Here is a 16892-nt window from a genome sequence, read left to right as displayed (position 1 = left end):
TCATCGATGTCGGACGTATGTCATCAAAAGGAATGGAGGAAAATGGGATGAGAACAGCAATCGAAAGAAAGAAGTTTTATATTAACGGCGAATGGGTCGAAGCAAAGATGTACACTAAGCTTTTATCCCCGTATTCTAGTGAAGTGTTAGCGGAGATTCCGCTTGCGACAGAACGTGATGTCAAGCAGGCGATTGCGGCTGCGTATGAAGCGCGGCAAGTGATGGCGAAAATGCCGGCACACGAGCGGGCGGCGATTTTAGAGAAAGTGGTAGCTTTATTGCAACAACGCGCAAACGAAGCGGCTACGATCATTGCGAAAGAAGCTGCAAAACCGATCACGACCGCTAAAGCGGAAGTAGCTCGGACAATTCAAACGTATAAATTTGCGGCGGAAGAGGCGAAGCGAATTCATGGGGAGACGATTCCGCTCGATGCTGCGCCGGGCGGGGAACATCGTGTCGCTTTTACGGTCAGAGAACCGATTGGGGTGATTGGGGCGATTACGCCGTTTAATTTTCCGATGAATTTAGTAGCACATAAACTAGGTCCTGCGATTGCAGCAGGAAACACCGTTGTATTGAAACCTGCGAGCCAAACGCCGCTTTCTGCCTACTTTATTGCCGAATTATTTGAGCAGGCAGGACTGCCAAACGGGGCGCTTAATGTCGTGACCGGAAGCGGAAAAACAGTTGGCGATCAAATTGTGACAGATTCACGTGTTCGCATGATCACATTTACAGGAAGTCCAGAAGTAGGGATTGCTATTCGTAACAAAGCTGGCTTAAAACGCGTCACGCTAGAGTTAGGGTCAAACTCAGCGGTTATTATCGATGAACAAGTCGATATCGAACGAATCATTCCGCGGTGCGTTGTCGGTGCTTTCTCGTTCCAAGGGCAAGTGTGCATTTCGTTGCAACGTATTTACGTGCATGAAAAACGGTATAAAGAATTCGTCGAAAAGTTTGTGGCAGCGGTGAAGCAGTTGAAACTTGGTGACCCGCTTGATCCGAAGACAGACATTTCGGCTCTTATTTCTGAAAAAGATGTCGAGCGTTCGCTAGAGTGGATTGAAGAAGCGAAACGAGGTGGTGCTGTTGTTGCCATTGGTGGGGAGAGACAAGGAAATATTTTGTTGCCAACGGTCATTTTAGATGCGGCGCCAACGATGAAAGTATCGTGCCAAGAAGTATTTGCGCCAATTGTTTTGATTAATCAAGTGTCTTCCGTCGACGAAGCGATTGATCTTGTCAACGATTCACGCTACGGGTTACAAGCCGGCATCTATACAGACAACGTTCATACTGCTTGGGAAGCAGCGGAGAAACTGCATGTCGGAGGGGTGATTATTAACGATATTCCAACGTTTCGTGTCGATCATATGCCGTATGGTGGGGTAAAAGAAAGCGGATTTGGGCGCGAAGGTATTCGATATGCAATCGAAGAAATGACAGAATTAAAGCTGATTATCTTTAATCGGAATCGGTAATGTTTTACCCGTACTATCAGATGGTGGTACGGGGTTTCCCGTCGAAAAGGGGTGTTTTTCTTGACCATTTTCATCCACATAGTTGTTGACGTCATTTTACCGTTGTTTTTGTTGATTGGCGCAGGGGCGTATTTGCATCGGTTATTTCATTTTGATATGAATACGTTGTCAAAAATAACGACATATTTTTTGCTTCCGGCAGTTGGATTCGTAAACGTTTATGAGAGCGACATAACAAGTGATGTGTTGTTGAACATCCTCTTTTTTCTCGTTCTACAAAATGGGACGCTTATTATGCTTAGTGCGATGATGGCAAGATGGCTAAAGCTTGATCGAAGTTTGGGGGCAACGTTTCAAAATACAATCGTTCTTAACAATTCTGGTAATTTTGGTATCCCAGTCAGTCAACTTATTTTTCGCCAAGAGCCGCTAGGTTTGTCGATCCAAATAGTCGTAACGATTTTTCAAAACTTTTTAACGAACACGTATGGATTGTTTCAGTTTATTTCGGCAAGTAAACATAAAGGGAAAATGACTCGTGAATTTTTAAAAAATCCAATTATTTACGCACTTATTCTCGGTGTGATGTTTCGATTCGCTCATATTCCAATACCATCGTTTATTTGGCAGCCGCTCGAACGTGTAGCCGATGCCTTTTTGGCGATTGCTTTGCTGACGTTAGGTGCTCAACTCGCCTATATGAATATGAAGCGGCTTCCTCGTCTTATGTTTATAACGATTGGTAGTCGTCTCATTTTATCTCCTTTGATCGCTTTTTTAATCGTTTCACTTTTACATATCAAAGGGACGACAGCTCAAGCACTACTCATCGCTAGTGCATATCCTTGTTCACGAAACACAGCGTTGTACGCATTAGAATATAATCATCATCCAGAGTATGCTGCTCAAGCTGTATTTTTATCTACGTTACTCAGTCCACTGACGGTATCGGGTGTCATCGGGCTTGCCCGTGTTTGTTTTTAACTTGCATGCCAAAGGAGTGCTCTGCTCCCGCTCCTTTGGCTATGTTTGTTCGGTTATTTACGTATAACAGGAACCCATAATTCATTTTCAGGAAGATGATCCGGTGCATAATAACATTCAATACACGGAGCATCAGCAAGTTCATATTGAGAAAAAGGAAGCCATTCATATAATTGATTCCACGCCTCAGTTACGTTTGAAATCACCACCCACGTGTCATGTTTGATCGTCATATATTGCATATCGCTCGGAACTTCCCCATCATAACGTATTCCCATAAAATAAGTAAACTGTTCGTCTGTTATTTTAGCTTCTTCCCCACAAACACCCAACAGCCCTTCAAGTGTGCATTTTGGATGCTCCCATGAGAGATCGATCAGTTTTTGCATAAATCCATCTTGTTCGGCATGAGCCCAAAGCGAAGGAATCATTTGGAATGCTTCGTCTGTTTTCACGCGGTACCCTTTTCCTACAATGGTTAATTCAAATGGAATCGTCTCAATTTTGTGCTCCATGTTTGATAGCTCCTTTTATTGATATGGATATTTTTGTATGAGTTGAAATTCCTCACCTTTTTATATTAACATAAAAATCCAATATGAATTTGTAAATTTTTTAAGAAGGTGTTGCATGACATTGAATAACATCGTTACGTTGTTTCGTTTTATTGTTGTTGGAGTGAGTAATACATTTGTGGATTTTTTGTTATTTTTCTCCCTCATAGCACTTCATGTGCCATATATGTGGGCACAAATGTTTGGCTATAGTGCAGGTGTGATCAATAGCTACATATGGAATCGGGCGTGGACGTTTCGATCAGTAGGAGGGGGGAAAAAACAATTCGTTCGTTTTCTTGCCGTAAACCTTTGTTCTCTCATCGTGACGATCATGATGCTACACGGTTTCAGAGAAATGTTTCCGATTGTTTTAAACAAAATGATAGCGACGATAAGCGGAATGGCGATCAACTGGATCGGAAGTCGTATGTGGGTGTTTTCTGAAAAAATGTGTTGTAAAGAAAAGTGATATATATTTTTAAATATTAAGAAAAAATGTTTGTTTTATTCACTTTTTATGTTATATTTATGTTATTAAATATAACATAAGGGGCGTGTGTATGTTTTTGTTAAAGAAGAGGTTGAATGTACAAGAATCTAGTGGAGAGAAGTCGAGTGGGATACTAAGTCAAATTGAAGTGGCGGCTGACCAACTAAAAGCAGTTGTAGAGCAAATGAAATTAGCTGCCGATTCACTTAATCGAACATCGAGTGCTACACAACAAAGCACTGTACAGCTGATCGATCGTTTAGAAAAAACAGTAATTTATACGATGCAAGTAGAAGAAAAGACGAAGATGATTGAACAGTCGGCGTTGAAAATTTCAGATGTTTCCCAGCGTATTCATGCAGACAGCGAAGCATCTTGCAATGAACTTATTCGGTCATTACGTTCATTAGAAAATCTTCAACGTGAAATGAACGATCTGCGGGCAGGGCATTATGCATTACTTCGTCAAATGGAAATGTTAGTAGAGCGTTCACAGGAAATTCATCACATTCTTTCAACGATCGCCTCTATTTCGCAACGGACGAGTATTTTAGCATTAAATGCAAATATTGAATCAGCGCGTGCAGGTGAACATGGGAAGGGATTTTCTGTTGTCGCCAATGAAGTTGGAAAATTAGCTAATCAAACATCGGTTGCTGTGGAACAAACTCGTGACATTTTGTCGTCGATTCAATCAGAGATTGCATCGACAATGCACATGGTGAAAACAGAGACAGAACAAATTGAAAACGGATCAAGCGAAATGAATAACGTCCTTTCTCTTCTGACTGATTTTAAAGAAAGGCTTCATCATATGACGGCTATGGCGTATGATTCATCGCAATCAGTCGAAGAACAAACGGGAAGCATGCAAGAAATTTCCGCTTTGCTTGCATATATTTCTTCACTCGCGTTAGAAAATAAAGACCACGCGCATGAGGTTGCGAAACATATGGAAATACAGCATGGAAATGTCGAGCAAATGTTACGGGTTAACGAAGCGATTGAAAAAACATCAAACGAGTTACAAACAATTATAAAAAAAGATGAACAAGAGCAAATGTTTTCTGTGGATTTACATGTGATTGAACGGATGAAAGGAAAACTCACATCATTTTTACATGCTTATCCACTCGACTGTTTAGATGTGAGAGAACATGAGAAATGTTTAAATGAGTTTTTGCGGACGAATGACAATGTGGAAGCTGTTTGGTCAAATCGCATTGATGGGACGTTCATTTACTCAAATCCTCCAGCCGGTCTTGTCAATGCGAAAGCGAGACCGTGGTTCGTTGAGGCCGCTAAAGGTAATGTGTACGTTTCCTCTATATATACATCAGCGTTGACAAAGCGTCCATGTTTGACCATTTCAGCGCCAATTGTCCAAAAAGGTCAAGTAGTTGGAGTTGTCGGCATCGATTTGTCTATGTAGTCACACAGTAAGCCAGTTGCGCTTATCAGCTGGCTTACTGGTATTGATTTAACGTAGCAAAAAATTGTTTTACGAACTGATAAAATACGTTGACAGAAGGTGCAAGATCACATTTTGGTAAAATGATTCCGACGTTGCGACGAACGAGCGGAAATTCGATCGGGACTTTCGCTGTATAACGAAGTGTCGTTCCGTAAAATGTACTTTCAGGGAGCAAAGTCACTCCGATTCCTGCTGAGACGAGTCCCTTAATTGCATCTAAATCTTCTCCTTCTGATGAAATGATCGGAGAAAAGCCGGCTTGCTTGCAAGCATCTTCTACTATTTTTCGTAAAATAAATCCTTCTGGAAACATGACAAACGGCTCATGTCGTAATTCACTTAAAGTGATGCTTCGGTTTTGACTAAGTGGGTGATCTGTCGGAATGAGTGCGGCGAACGACTCGGTAAATAAAATATCCCCTTGAATGCCCTTTTCTTCAGTTGGTACGGGACCTAAGAAAGCCACATCAATTTCTCGCCTTTTCACTGCATCAATCAAAAACTTATATGACCCTTGACGCAAATGGAAAGAAATGTGCGGATGTTTTTGTTTAAATGTGGAAATGACCATTGGCATCGTATAGCTTGCGAGACTTGTTGGAAAACCAATTTTAATTGTTCCGCGCTCTGGATCTAAATATTCTTCAATTTGTTGCTTCGCATAGTCAATCGCTTTTAATGCCGATTCAATATGTTGTAAAAAGTGGCGGCCGATCGGTGTTAATTTTACGTTTCTTCCTTCACGTTCGAATAGCTTGACCCCGAGTTCATCCTCTAAATTTGCAATTTGACGACTAACAGCAGATTGAGCGACATGCAACGCTTCAGCAGCTTCTGACACATGTTCCCGTTTGGCAACTTCTGTGAAATAAACTAATTGTCTTAATTCCATTTTTTCCACCTCTTTCTATCGTTCTCGAAATGAGATGAATATTATCTAAATTATATATTGTTTATATAATTATTGAAACCTACAATTATACATACAAGATAACGGAATGGGGGATTCACATGAGAGGACTACCAAAGGCGCAAGGGTTGTACTGTCCACAATTTGAACATGATGCATGTGGGATCGGGTTATACGCCCACTTAAAAGGGGAAGCGTCTCATCATATTGTCAAGCAAGGTCTTCATATGTTGCGTCAATTAGAGCATCGCGGAGGTCAAGGGAGCGACCCGCAAACAGGTGACGGTGCTGGAATCATGGTGCAAATTCCTGATGATTATTTTCGATCCGTTTGTTCGTTTTCACTTCCTGCAAAAGGGCGTTACGGAGTCGGGATGGTCTTCTTTTTTGAGCATGACGAACAAAAGAGGGGCATTTTAGAACAGAAAATCAATGACATCATCTGCGAGGAAGGACAAACGTTGCTCGGATGGCGAGATGTACCTGTTAATGCCGGAAAACTCGGAACATTGGCTAAAAAAAGTCGTCCGTTTATTCGTCAGCTTTTTATCGCAGCGAGCGACGATATAACAGATGAACAACATTTTGAGCGAAAGTTATATGTCATTCGTAAACGAGCAGAAAAGTTAGTAAAAAACAATGAGTACTATTTTGCGAGTTTATCCAGTCGAACGATCGTTTACAAAGGGCTAGTCACCCCTGAGCAACTGGATGCTTTTTATATTGATTTACAAGATGAACGATTTCGCTCCGCGTTTGCGCTCGTTCACTCGCGTTTTAGCACAAACACGTTTCCGAGCTGGGAGCGGGCACATCCGAATCGTTATTTAATTCATAATGGGGAAATTAATACGCTACGAGGCAATATTCATTGGATGATGGCGCGAGAAAAACAATTTTCATCGCCTATGTTTGGTGATGATTTACAAAAAGTACTTCCGATTTTAGATACGAACGGAAGCGATTCTTCCATGCTTGATAATGCGTTTGAGTTTTTTGTGCTAGCTGGAAGGTCGCTCGCTGAAACGGCAATGATGCTCATTCCAGAGCCATGGTATTGGGATGAAGAGATGGATGATGATAAAAAAGCGTTTTATGAATATTATAGTTGTCTTATGGAGCCGTGGGACGGACCAACGGCCATCGTGTTCACGAATGGAAAACAAATTGGAGGGATTTTAGATCGCAATGGCCTTCGTCCAGCACGTTACTATGTGACAAAAGACGACTATATTATTTTTTCATCAGAAGTAGGTGTGATCGATGTAGAGCCGAACAATATTTTATACAAAGAACGATTAAGTCCTGGAAAAATGCTTTTTATTGATTTTGAACAAGGACGCATCGTTTCTGATGAAGAAATAAAAAAACAAATTGCCAATGAACGACCATATCGTCAATGGGTGAATGAACAAATGATTTCTATTGACGAATATGCCGAAGATGAGCAGGAACAACCGTTTAACAACCTTTTGACGTGGCAAAAAGCGTTTGGATATACGTATGAAGACGTGGAAAAAACAATCATTCCGATGGCAACGGAAGGAAAAGATCCAACAGGGGCGATGGGAAACGATACACCTTTAGCCGTCTTATCAGATCGACCGCAAAGTTTATTCAATTATTTTAAGCAGCTATTTGCACAAGTAACAAATCCACCGATCGATGCGATTCGTGAATACATCGTCACATCAACAGTGACGTTGCTTGGAAAAGAAGGAGATTTGTTGAATCCGGATGCATCTTGTGCTCGTCGCATTCGATTAGAGTCACCAATAATCACGAACAAACAATTAAACGCCATTCGAATGAGTCCGTATCGTGAATTTGCTAGTGTGACATTGTCAACAGTTTTTACACATAACTTAAAAGAAGCGTTAGATGAATTATGTCAAGCGGCGGATGAAGCGATTGCTTCTGGTGCAACGCTACTTATTTTATCTGACCGTTGCATAAACGAACAACGTGTAGCGATTCCGACACTTCTTGCGGTTAGCGCGGTACATCAACATCTTGTTCGAAAAGGGACACGTACGAAAGTCAGTTTAATTGTGGAAAGTGGAGAAGCGCGTGAGGTGCATCATTTCGCAGCGTTAATCGGATATGGAGCGGATGCAGTCAATCCGTATTTGGCATTTGCGACCATTCGAGAAGCGATTGAAAAAGGAGTGCTTCAATCGACATACGAAAAAGCAGTCGAAACATATAAAAAAGCGGCGACAGATGGCGTTGTGAAAGTGATGTCAAAAATGGGTATTTCAACCGTGCAAAGTTATCGTGGCGCGCAAATTTTTGAAGCGATCGGCATCGGGGATGATGTTATCGATCAATATTTCACCGGAACAGCGTCGCAAATTGGCGGAATCGGTTTGAATGAAATTGCCCAAGAAGCAAAAATGCGCCATATGCAAGCGTTTTTCACGTCTTATGATGAAACATTAGATTCTGGAAGTGAATTGCAATGGCGGAAAAACGGGGAACATCATGCGTTTAATCCGAAAACGATTCATACGTTACAATGGGCATGTCGAAAAAATGACTATGCGCTGTTTAAACAATATTCTGCGATGGCGAATGAAGAGCAGCTTACATTTTTACGTAATTTATTTGAGTTTGACGACACACGTACACCTATTCCGATTGAAGAAGTTGAACCGATAGAGGCGATTGTTCGTCGCTTTAAAACGGGGGCGATGTCGTACGGTTCATTGAGCCAAGAAGCACATGAAGCGCTTGCGATTGCGATGAATCGCATCGGTGGAAAAAGTAATAGTGGAGAAGGTGGTGAAGATCCTAGTCGCTATACAAGAGATGAAAATGGCGATTTCCGTCGCAGTGCAATTAAGCAAATCGCATCTGGCCGTTTCGGAGTGAAAAGCCATTATTTAGTTCATGCCGATGAGCTACAAATTAAAATGGCGCAAGGAGCAAAGCCTGGAGAAGGTGGTCAACTGCCTGCGAATAAAGTATATCCGTGGATCGGAAAAGTGCGTGGGTCTACGCCAGGTGTGGAACTTATTTCGCCACCACCGCATCATGACATTTATTCCATTGAAGATTTAGCACAGCTTATTTATGATTTGAAAAATGCAAATCGCGATGCGCGCATTAGTGTAAAACTCGTTGCAAAATCTGGTGTTGGCACGATCGCTGCAGGTGTGGCTAAAGGCGGGGCAGATGTGATCGTCATTAGCGGATATGACGGAGGGACAGGTGCTTCACCAAAAACAAGCATTAAACATGCGGGGCTTCCGTGGGAACTTGGTTTAGCTGAAACGCATCAAACGCTTATGTTAAATGGGTTGCGTGATCGCGTTGTATTAGAAACAGACGGAAAATTGATGACTGGTCGCGATGTCGTCATGGCGGCGTTATTTGGCGCTGAGGAATTTGGTTTTGCGACCGCTCCACTTGTCGTTTTAGGTTGCGTGATGATGCGCGTTTGCCATTTAGACACATGTCCGGTCGGTGTAGCAACACAAAATCCAAAATTGCGGGCAAAATTTACTGGAAAGCCAGAACATATCGTTAATTTCATGTATTTTATTGCTCAAGAGGTGCGTGAAATCATGGCGCAACTTGGCTTCCGTACGATCGAGGAAATGGTCGGACGCGTGGACGTATTAAAAATAAGTGAACGGGTAAAACGACATTGGAAAGCGAAACATTTAGATTTGTCGCGTTTATTGTATCAAGTGGAAGGAGCGCGAACGTTTTCTAAACCACAAAATCATCATCTTGATCGAACGCTTGATGATACGGTCATTTTGCCAGCGGTCAAGCGAGCAATTGAACAAAAAGAGCCGGTACAATTGCAAGTTGCCATCCAAAACGTTCATCGTACAGTTGGCACGATTGTCGGCAGCGAAATATCGAAACGGTACGGTGAAGAAGGGCTTGCAGAAGATACGATTCAGTTATGTTTTCACGGTTCCGCTGGGCAAAGTTTTGCGGCGTTCGTACCAAAAGGAATGACGATGACATTAATTGGCGATGCGAATGATTATGTCGGAAAAGGTTTATCGGGGGGGAAAGTTATTATTCGTCCGCCGCACGAGGCAACGTTTGCATGTAGCGATCAAGTGATTATCGGAAACGTGGCTTTTTATGGAGCGACGAACGGTGAAGCGTATATTCGCGGTCGCGCCGGCGAGCGTTTTTGTGTTCGAAATAGCGGCGTGCATGCGGTCGTTGAAGGAGTAGGGGATCATGGTTGTGAGTATATGACCGGAGGGCGCGTCGTTATTCTCGGATCAGTTGGAAAAAATTTTGCTGCTGGAATGTCTGGTGGTGTAGCTTACGTATTCGCTTACGATGATACGTGGCAAAAAAACGCGAACTGTGAACTCGTTTTATTTGAGTCCTTAGTCGATGAAAAAGAAAGAAGCGATGTGCGCGAAATGATTGTGAAACATTACAAATATACAGAAAGTCCAAAGGCAGCATATGTGCTTGCGAATTGGGACGATGTAGTCAAACGGATCGTCAAAGTGATCCCGAAAAACTATAAATTGATGATTGAAACAATCGAGGCGATGAAGCAGCGTGGTTTATCACACGATGAAGCGGTATTTGAGGCGTTTGAAACGGTTGTAAACAAAAAAGGTGTGAAAGTGGTGGAAGCGGTCGCGAAATAGGCGAACGCTTCCGAATAGGTGAAAGGGGGAGAATGATGGGGAAAGCAACGGGATTTATGGAATATGTACGGGAGGAAGAAAAAAAGCGCGATCCGCTTTCCCGTTTACATGATTGGAATGAATATACGTTTCCATTTTCAACCGACACGTTAGCGAGACAAGGTGCGCGATGTATGGATTGCGGTACGCCGTTTTGTCATATGGGCATAGAGCTTCAAGGCTTGACATCTGGCTGTCCGATTCATAATCTCATCCCAGAATGGAACGACCTTGTGTATCGTGGAAGATGGAAAGAGGCGTTTGAACGGTTAGTGAAGACAAATAATTTCCCGGAATTTACAGGACGCGTTTGCCCAGCGCCGTGCGAAGGATCGTGTACAGTAGCGATTTCTGATCCGGCAGTAGCGATTAAAGGAATTGAACGAGCGATTATTGACAAAGCGTTTGAGGAAGGGTGGGTTCAACCGCGCATTCCGAAAAAGAGAACCGGAAAAAAGGTGGCCGTCATTGGCTCTGGTCCTGCAGGCTTAGCTTGTGCAGATGAACTAAATCAAGCTGGTCATTTTGTCACTGTGTATGAGCGCGCGGATCGAATTGGTGGTTTGTTGATGTACGGCATTCCGAATATGAAACTTGGAAAAGACGTTGTTGAGAGACGTGTACGCTTGCTTGAAAAAGAAGGAATTACGTTTGTTACAAACATAGAAGTCGGAAAAGATTTGACGATGGATGAATTGCGCAAACAATATGATGCGGTTGTGCTTTGTATTGGAGCACAAAAGCAACGCGATCTTATGATCGAAGGACGCGAGCTTGATGGCGTTCATTTTGCGATGGACTACTTGACAATGACGACAAAATGGCTACTTACCGGCGAAAAAGATGAAACGTTTATTGATGCCAAATATAAACATGTCATCGTAATCGGTGGTGGCGATACAGGGGCTGACTGTGTCGCGACGGCATTGCGGCAACAATGTAAAAGCGTTGTGCAATTCGGCAAACATCCGGCATTGCCAAAAGAGCGTACAAACGATAATCCATGGCCGCAATACCCGCTTGTATTTACAGTTGACTATGCATATGAAGAAGCGGAAGCGAAGTTCGGCAATGACCCGCGTCAATATTGTATTCAAACGAAAAAAATCGTTGGTGATGAGAGAGGGAGAGTAAAAGAACTGCATACGATCCAAATGGAAAAAATAATAGATGATCAAGGGCGTGCTGTATTTAAAGAAATTCCAGGTACAGAGAAAATATGGCCGTGTGATCTCGTATTGATCGCTATTGGTTTTGAAAGACCAGAACCGCAACTTTTACAACAGTTTGGAATCGAGACAATTAGTAAAGCATACAAGACGAATGTCGAAGGTGTATTTGTCGCAGGTGATGCAAGACGTGGACAAAGCCTTGTTGTTTGGGCGATTCATGAAGGACGCGAAGCAGCGAAAGAAATGAATCATTTTCTTATGGGGGATTGAGAGGGGGACATCTGCGAAAGTGCATATTTGAAAAACTCTTTTTCTGCGTTTTTTGTAGAAAAAGAGTTTTTTATTTTTAGAATTGTTTTTTTATTTTTAGAATTGTTTTTTTATTTTTAGAATTGTTTTTTTATTTTAAAAAATGTTACAATGTTTTTTAACAAGTTCAGAAAAGATGGAGGGATTTGTTTTGCGTAGCGATATGATTAAAAAAGGATTCGATCGCGCACCACATCGTAGTTTATTGCGCGCAGCAGGAGTAAAAGAAGAAGATTTCAATAAACCGTTTATTGCGGTTGTCAACTCGTATATTGATATTATCCCAGGACATGTTCATTTACAAGAGTTTGGAAAAATTGTCAAAGAAGCGATTCGAGAAGCAGGCGGAGTACCATTTGAAATGAATACAATCGGAGTAGACGATGGCATTGCAATGGGACATATTGGTATGCGCTATTCATTGCCGAGCCGCGAAATTATAGCAGACTCTGTCGAAACAGTCGTTTCTGCACACTGGTTTGACGGGATGGTATGTATTCCAAACTGCGATAAAATTACCCCTGGTATGATGATGGCAGCAATGCGTTTAAACATCCCAACCATTTTTGTTAGCGGCGGACCGATGAAGGCGGGTGTCACAAGCGATGGAAAAAAAATCTCGCTTTCCTCTGTATTTGAAGGCGTTGGTGCATATCAGGCAGGGAAAATCGACGAAAAAGGACTACAAGAGCTTGAGCAGTACGGTTGCCCGACATGCGGTTCTTGTTCAGGAATGTTTACAGCAAATTCGATGAACTGTTTAGCCGAAGCGCTTGGCTTAGCTCTTCCGGGTAACGGTACGATTTTAGCGATTGATCCGGCACGAAAAGAATTTGTACGACGTTCAGCTCAGCAGTTAATGTATCTAATCGAGCATGATATTAAACCGCGCGACATCGTCACCGAAAAAGCAATTGACAATGCATTCGCACTTGATATGGCGCTCGGTGGTTCGACGAACACAGTACTACATACGTTAGCGATTGCGAATGAAGCAGGCATTAACTATCCGCTTGAGCGTATTAACGAGGTCGCATCTCGCGTGCCGCATCTAGCAAAATTGGCACCAGCATCAGATATGCATATTGAAGATTTGCACGAAGCGGGTGGTGTATCTGCAGTATTGCACGAACTGTCGAAAAAAGAAGGCACCCTTCATTTAGATGCATTGACGGTGTCAGGCAAAACACTTGGTGAAAACATTGCAGGATGCGAAGTAAAAAACTATGAAGTCATTCGTCCAATTGACAATCCGTACTCAGAAACAGGTGGACTGGCTGTACTGTTCGGTAATTTAGCGCCAGATGGTGCCATTATTAAAACAGGTGGCATTCAAGGTGGCATTACACGCCATGAAGGACCGGCGATCGTATTTGATTCTCAAGAAGAGGCGCTTGAAGGCATTGCGGCAGGAAAAGTACAACCTGGGCATGTCGTCATCATTCGTTACGAAGGACCAAAAGGTGGGCCAGGTATGCCAGAAATGTTAGCCCCGACATCGCAAATTGTTGGGATGGGATTGGGTACGAAAGTAGCGCTCATTACAGACGGTCGTTTCTCTGGCGCTTCTCGCGGCTTATCGATCGGACACGTATCGCCAGAGGCAGCTGAAGGGGGGCCGATCGCTTTTGTGCAAAATGGGGACCATATTGTTATTGACGTTGTGAAACGAACGATTGATGTTCACGTTCCAGAAGAAGAATGGGAAAAACGAAAAGCAAACTGGAAAGGATTCGAACCAAAAGTGAAGACAGGTTATTTAGCTCGCTATTCAAAACTTGTCACATCGGCAAGTACCGGCGGAATTATGAAAATTTAAAAAATTTGTCGAAAGGTTGTTCATAAATCCAAAACAAGCTTCCGTTATAATGAAAGAAGTAAAGCGATAATGGGAGTGAGGGAGATGAATACGCAATTTATTGCCGGTCATGCGCGATTGCCTTCAGGAATGGCGGCAAAAAGCGTATTTGATACGTTGACGATTACGGCAGAAGTAGATAAAAAGTACGGCGTCATCGTTGATGCTTCTTGTACGTTAGCAACAGAGCACGGTCGTGATTATGTGGCACGGTTGTTAAAAGGTCATTCATTAAAAGACGGAATCGACGAACCGCTTGCTCAATTACATGAAGGATATTTAGGAAAGGCAAATCAAGCTTTATGTGCAGCATTAAAAGATTTGTATAAACAATATTGTAAACTCGAAGAAAAAATGCATGCAGAAAAATAGAAGGTGACACGAGCCACCTTCTATTTTTCTTCCCAAGCTGGAAGCATTTTTCGGAGCGGTTTGTCTTGACGATAGCCAAGGACGTACTCTGCTTGCATAATTGTATGGATTTCACGCGTTCCTTCGTAAATAACTGGGGCTTTAGAGTTACGTAAATATCGTTCGACTGGATATTCATTTGAATAACCGTATGCCCCGTGAATTTGTACGGCATCATCAGCCGCTTTGTTGGCAAAGTCGCACGCCATCCATTTCGCTAGCGATGTTTCACGTGTATTTCGTCTTCCTTTATTTTTTAAAAAGCCGGCTTTATATACGAGCAAGCGGCTCATTTGTAAGCCTGCCTCCATATTTGCGATCATTTGTTGTACAAGTTGATGACGACCGATTTCTTTTCCGAACGTTTTTCGTTCGTGACAATATTTCACGCTTGCTTCTAAGCAAGCCATAATTAAACCGCATGCTCCAGCAGCAACAGTAAATCGTCCGTTATCGAGTGCGGACATCGCAATTTTAAATCCTTCTCCTTCTTCTCCAAGTAAATTTTCTTTCGGGACGCGCACGTTGTCGAAAAACAGCTCACCTGTATTGCCTGCGCGAATGCCGAGTTTTCCTTTAATGGCGCGCGATGAAAAACCGGGCATCGTCCGTTCAACAATAAAAGCAGAAATACCACGATGTTTTTTCGATTTGTCTGTATAAGCAAAAACGATGAAATGGTCAGCGATGTCGCAAAGAGAAATCCACGTTTTTTGTCCGTTTAAAATGTAGTCATCCCCGTCGCGTACAGCTGTTGTAGAAATAGCAGCAACATCTGAGCCAGCGTTTGGTTCTGTAAGTCCGAACGCACCAATTTTTTCTCCTTTTGCTTGTGGTACGAGATATTTTTGTTTTTGTTCCTCTGTTCCCCATTGAAGAAGTGTTAAACTATTAAGTCCGATATGGACAGAAACAGCGGTGCGAAACGCTGTATCCCCACGTTCTAATTCTTCACAAACAATAGCTAATGAATTATAATCCATTCCCATTCCGCCGTATTGTTCTGGGATACATACACCCATTAAATTTAATTCCGCTAAGCGCTTCAAAATGTTTGGATCAAAATAGCCTCGTTCATCCCATTCTTTTATGTGAGGTAAAATTTCTTTATCGACAAATTTTCTTACCGTTTGTCGCAACATGTCTTGTTCTTGCGTGAAATCAAAGTTCATCATGTTTATTTCCTCCTTCAAATAAGTAGTTGTGTTCTCCTGCGAGCGGGGGTGCCAATCGATATGTGACCGGTGTATGTGAAAACTTTAGCGGTGTTCCGACAAGTTTCAACTCACCGACACCTGGGTGACCCATGCGAATAATCATATTTCGTGCGAGCGTTTGTGGATGCTGAAACACTTGATCGAGCGTATGCACAGGACCACAAGGAATGCCTTTTTGTTCAAATAATCGTTGCCATTCTGCACGCGATTTCTTTTTTAATTCATCGTTTAGTCGTTGATTGAGTTCATGACGATAGGTGACTCGACCGGCATTTGTTTGAAACCGTTCATCCGCACCGATCGTTTGATCTTCTAATAGTTCACAAAGTGCTTGAAATTGTCGGTCGTTTCCGACAGCAACAACAAACAAACCATCGCTTGCTTCATACGTTGAATATGGAACGATGTTCGGATGATCGTTTCCCAACGGTTTTGGCACTTCGCCAGATATTAAATAATTTGAAGCGACGTTCACAAGGGCGCTAATGGCACAGTCAAATAAACTTAAATCAATTTTTTGACCGCTTCCTGTTTTTTCTCGGGCAATAAGCGCTGCTTGCACGGCAATGGCGGCATATAAACCTGTAAAAATATCTGTGACAGCGACACCGACTTTTAATGGTCCAGATTGTTCCGTACCGTTAATACTCATCCAACCGCTCATTGCTTGAATAATATAATCGTAGCCAGCTAAATGGCGATACGGTCCCGTTTCACCAAATCCGGTAATGGAACAGTAAATGAGTTTCGGATTGATGGCAGAAAGATCATCATATCCAAGCCCGAGCCGTTCCATTGTCCCGGTTTTAAAATTGTGTATAATGACGTCGGCTGTTTTAACGAGTTGACGAATCGTTTCTTTTCCGCTTTCTTCTTTTAAGTTGACAGTCATGCTCCGCTTATTTCGATTGACCGCTGCATAGTAAGCGCTCATGCCGTTTTGGAACGGTGGTCCCCAAAATCGTGTATCATCCGATCCGCCAGGTGCTTCAATTTTCATGACATCCGCTCCAAGATCACCCAAAATCATCGTGGCGTACGGACCGGCAAGAACGCGTGTAAGGTCGACAACTCGAATACCATTTAGAGCCCCTACCATTTGTTCACCTCCATATTTTTGTAATAAAAAAGCCAGTCCCTCCCTCAAACGTACAGGAAAGGAACTGGCATAAACGATCCGAGCGTGCCTTTCGAAAAGAAAGTCGGTCGAATCGGAACAGTTCTTTAAGAAGTCGTTACGTTGCTACCCGAAGCCAAACGATTCGTTGTTTAGTGGGGTAGCTACTTTTAGTATAAAACAACACATTATTTTTGTAAATATTTTTTATTTTAAAAATAGTTTGACAA

At 42.5% G+C, this 16892-nt stretch carries 12 protein-coding genes; 8 read left to right on the top strand and 4 right to left on the bottom strand.

Going from position 1 to position 16892, the window contains the following annotated elements; translation table 11 throughout:
• Positions 1-47: 47 nt before the first annotated feature.
• Positions 48-1487, top strand: a complete 1440-nt coding sequence (locus BO219_RS04175; RefSeq protein WP_077428516.1) for an aldehyde dehydrogenase family protein — start codon at positions 48-50, stop codon at positions 1485-1487.
• A gap of 60 nt (positions 1488-1547) precedes the next feature.
• Positions 1548-2471: an AEC family transporter gene (locus BO219_RS04170; protein WP_077428515.1), complete on the top strand. Its 924-nt coding sequence runs from the start codon at positions 1548-1550 to the stop codon at positions 2469-2471.
• Between the two features lie 53 nt (positions 2472-2524).
• Here the strand turns inward: BO219_RS04170 and BO219_RS04165 are convergent, their stop codons facing one another.
• Positions 2525-2986, bottom strand: a complete 462-nt coding sequence (locus BO219_RS04165; protein ID WP_077428514.1) for a GyrI-like domain-containing protein — start codon at positions 2984-2986, stop codon at positions 2525-2527.
• 115 nt (positions 2987-3101) lie between these two features.
• Here BO219_RS04165 and BO219_RS04160 point away from each other — a divergent pair, with 115 nt between their 5' ends.
• Positions 3102-3497 carry a GtrA family protein gene (locus tag BO219_RS04160; protein ID WP_077428513.1) on the top strand — a complete coding sequence of 132 codons (396 nt, stop codon included), beginning with the start codon at positions 3102-3104 and terminating at the stop codon, positions 3495-3497.
• 91 nt (positions 3498-3588) lie between these two features.
• The gene (locus BO219_RS04155; protein WP_077428512.1) at positions 3589-4950 is read left to right on the top strand and encodes a methyl-accepting chemotaxis protein; all 1362 of its coding nucleotides are present in this window, start codon (positions 3589-3591) and stop codon (positions 4948-4950) included.
• A gap of 34 nt (positions 4951-4984) precedes the next feature.
• Here BO219_RS04155 and gltC read toward each other — a convergent pair whose 3' ends face one another.
• Positions 4985-5884: a glutamate biosynthesis transcriptional regulator GltC gene (gene gltC, locus BO219_RS04150; protein ID WP_077428511.1), complete on the bottom strand. Its 900-nt coding sequence runs from the start codon at positions 5882-5884 to the stop codon at positions 4985-4987.
• Between the two features lie 119 nt (positions 5885-6003).
• On the opposite strand from gltC, the gene gltB reads away from it, so the two are divergent.
• The 4 genes from gltB (at position 6004) to BO219_RS04130 (ending at position 14289) form a co-directional block, all read left to right on the top strand.
• Complete coding sequence (gene gltB / locus BO219_RS04145; RefSeq protein ID WP_077428510.1) at positions 6004-10539, top strand: glutamate synthase large subunit; 4536 nt, start codon at positions 6004-6006, stop codon at positions 10537-10539.
• A gap of 35 nt (positions 10540-10574) precedes the next feature.
• Positions 10575-12020, top strand: coding sequence for a glutamate synthase subunit beta (locus BO219_RS04140; protein ID WP_077428509.1), 1446 nt, complete (start codon positions 10575-10577; stop codon positions 12018-12020).
• Positions 12021-12162: 142 nt separating this feature from the next.
• Positions 12163-13878, top strand: a complete 1716-nt coding sequence (gene ilvD / locus BO219_RS04135; protein WP_077428508.1) for a dihydroxy-acid dehydratase — start codon at positions 12163-12165, stop codon at positions 13876-13878.
• Positions 13879-13962: 84 nt separating this feature from the next.
• Complete coding sequence (locus tag BO219_RS04130) at positions 13963-14289, top strand: DUF3870 domain-containing protein (RefSeq protein WP_003395822.1); 327 nt, start codon at positions 13963-13965, stop codon at positions 14287-14289.
• A gap of 20 nt (positions 14290-14309) precedes the next feature.
• Here the strand turns inward: BO219_RS04130 and BO219_RS04125 are convergent, their stop codons facing one another.
• Positions 14310-15503, bottom strand: coding sequence for an acyl-CoA dehydrogenase family protein (locus BO219_RS04125; protein ID WP_171700015.1), 1194 nt, complete (start codon positions 15501-15503; stop codon positions 14310-14312).
• Positions 15490-16644 carry a CaiB/BaiF CoA transferase family protein gene (locus tag BO219_RS04120; protein ID WP_077428507.1) on the bottom strand — a complete coding sequence of 385 codons (1155 nt, stop codon included), beginning with the start codon at positions 16642-16644 and terminating at the stop codon, positions 15490-15492. The genes BO219_RS04125 and BO219_RS04120 overlap by 14 nt, the downstream gene beginning before the upstream one ends.
• Positions 16645-16892 lie beyond the last annotated feature (248 nt).

This window comes from Anoxybacillus kestanbolensis (assembly GCF_001996285.1).
GTDB classification, from domain to species: Bacteria; Bacillota; Bacilli; order Bacillales; family Anoxybacillaceae; genus Anoxybacillus; species Anoxybacillus kestanbolensis_A.
This window is presented reverse-complemented; position numbering and strand designations above follow the sequence as displayed.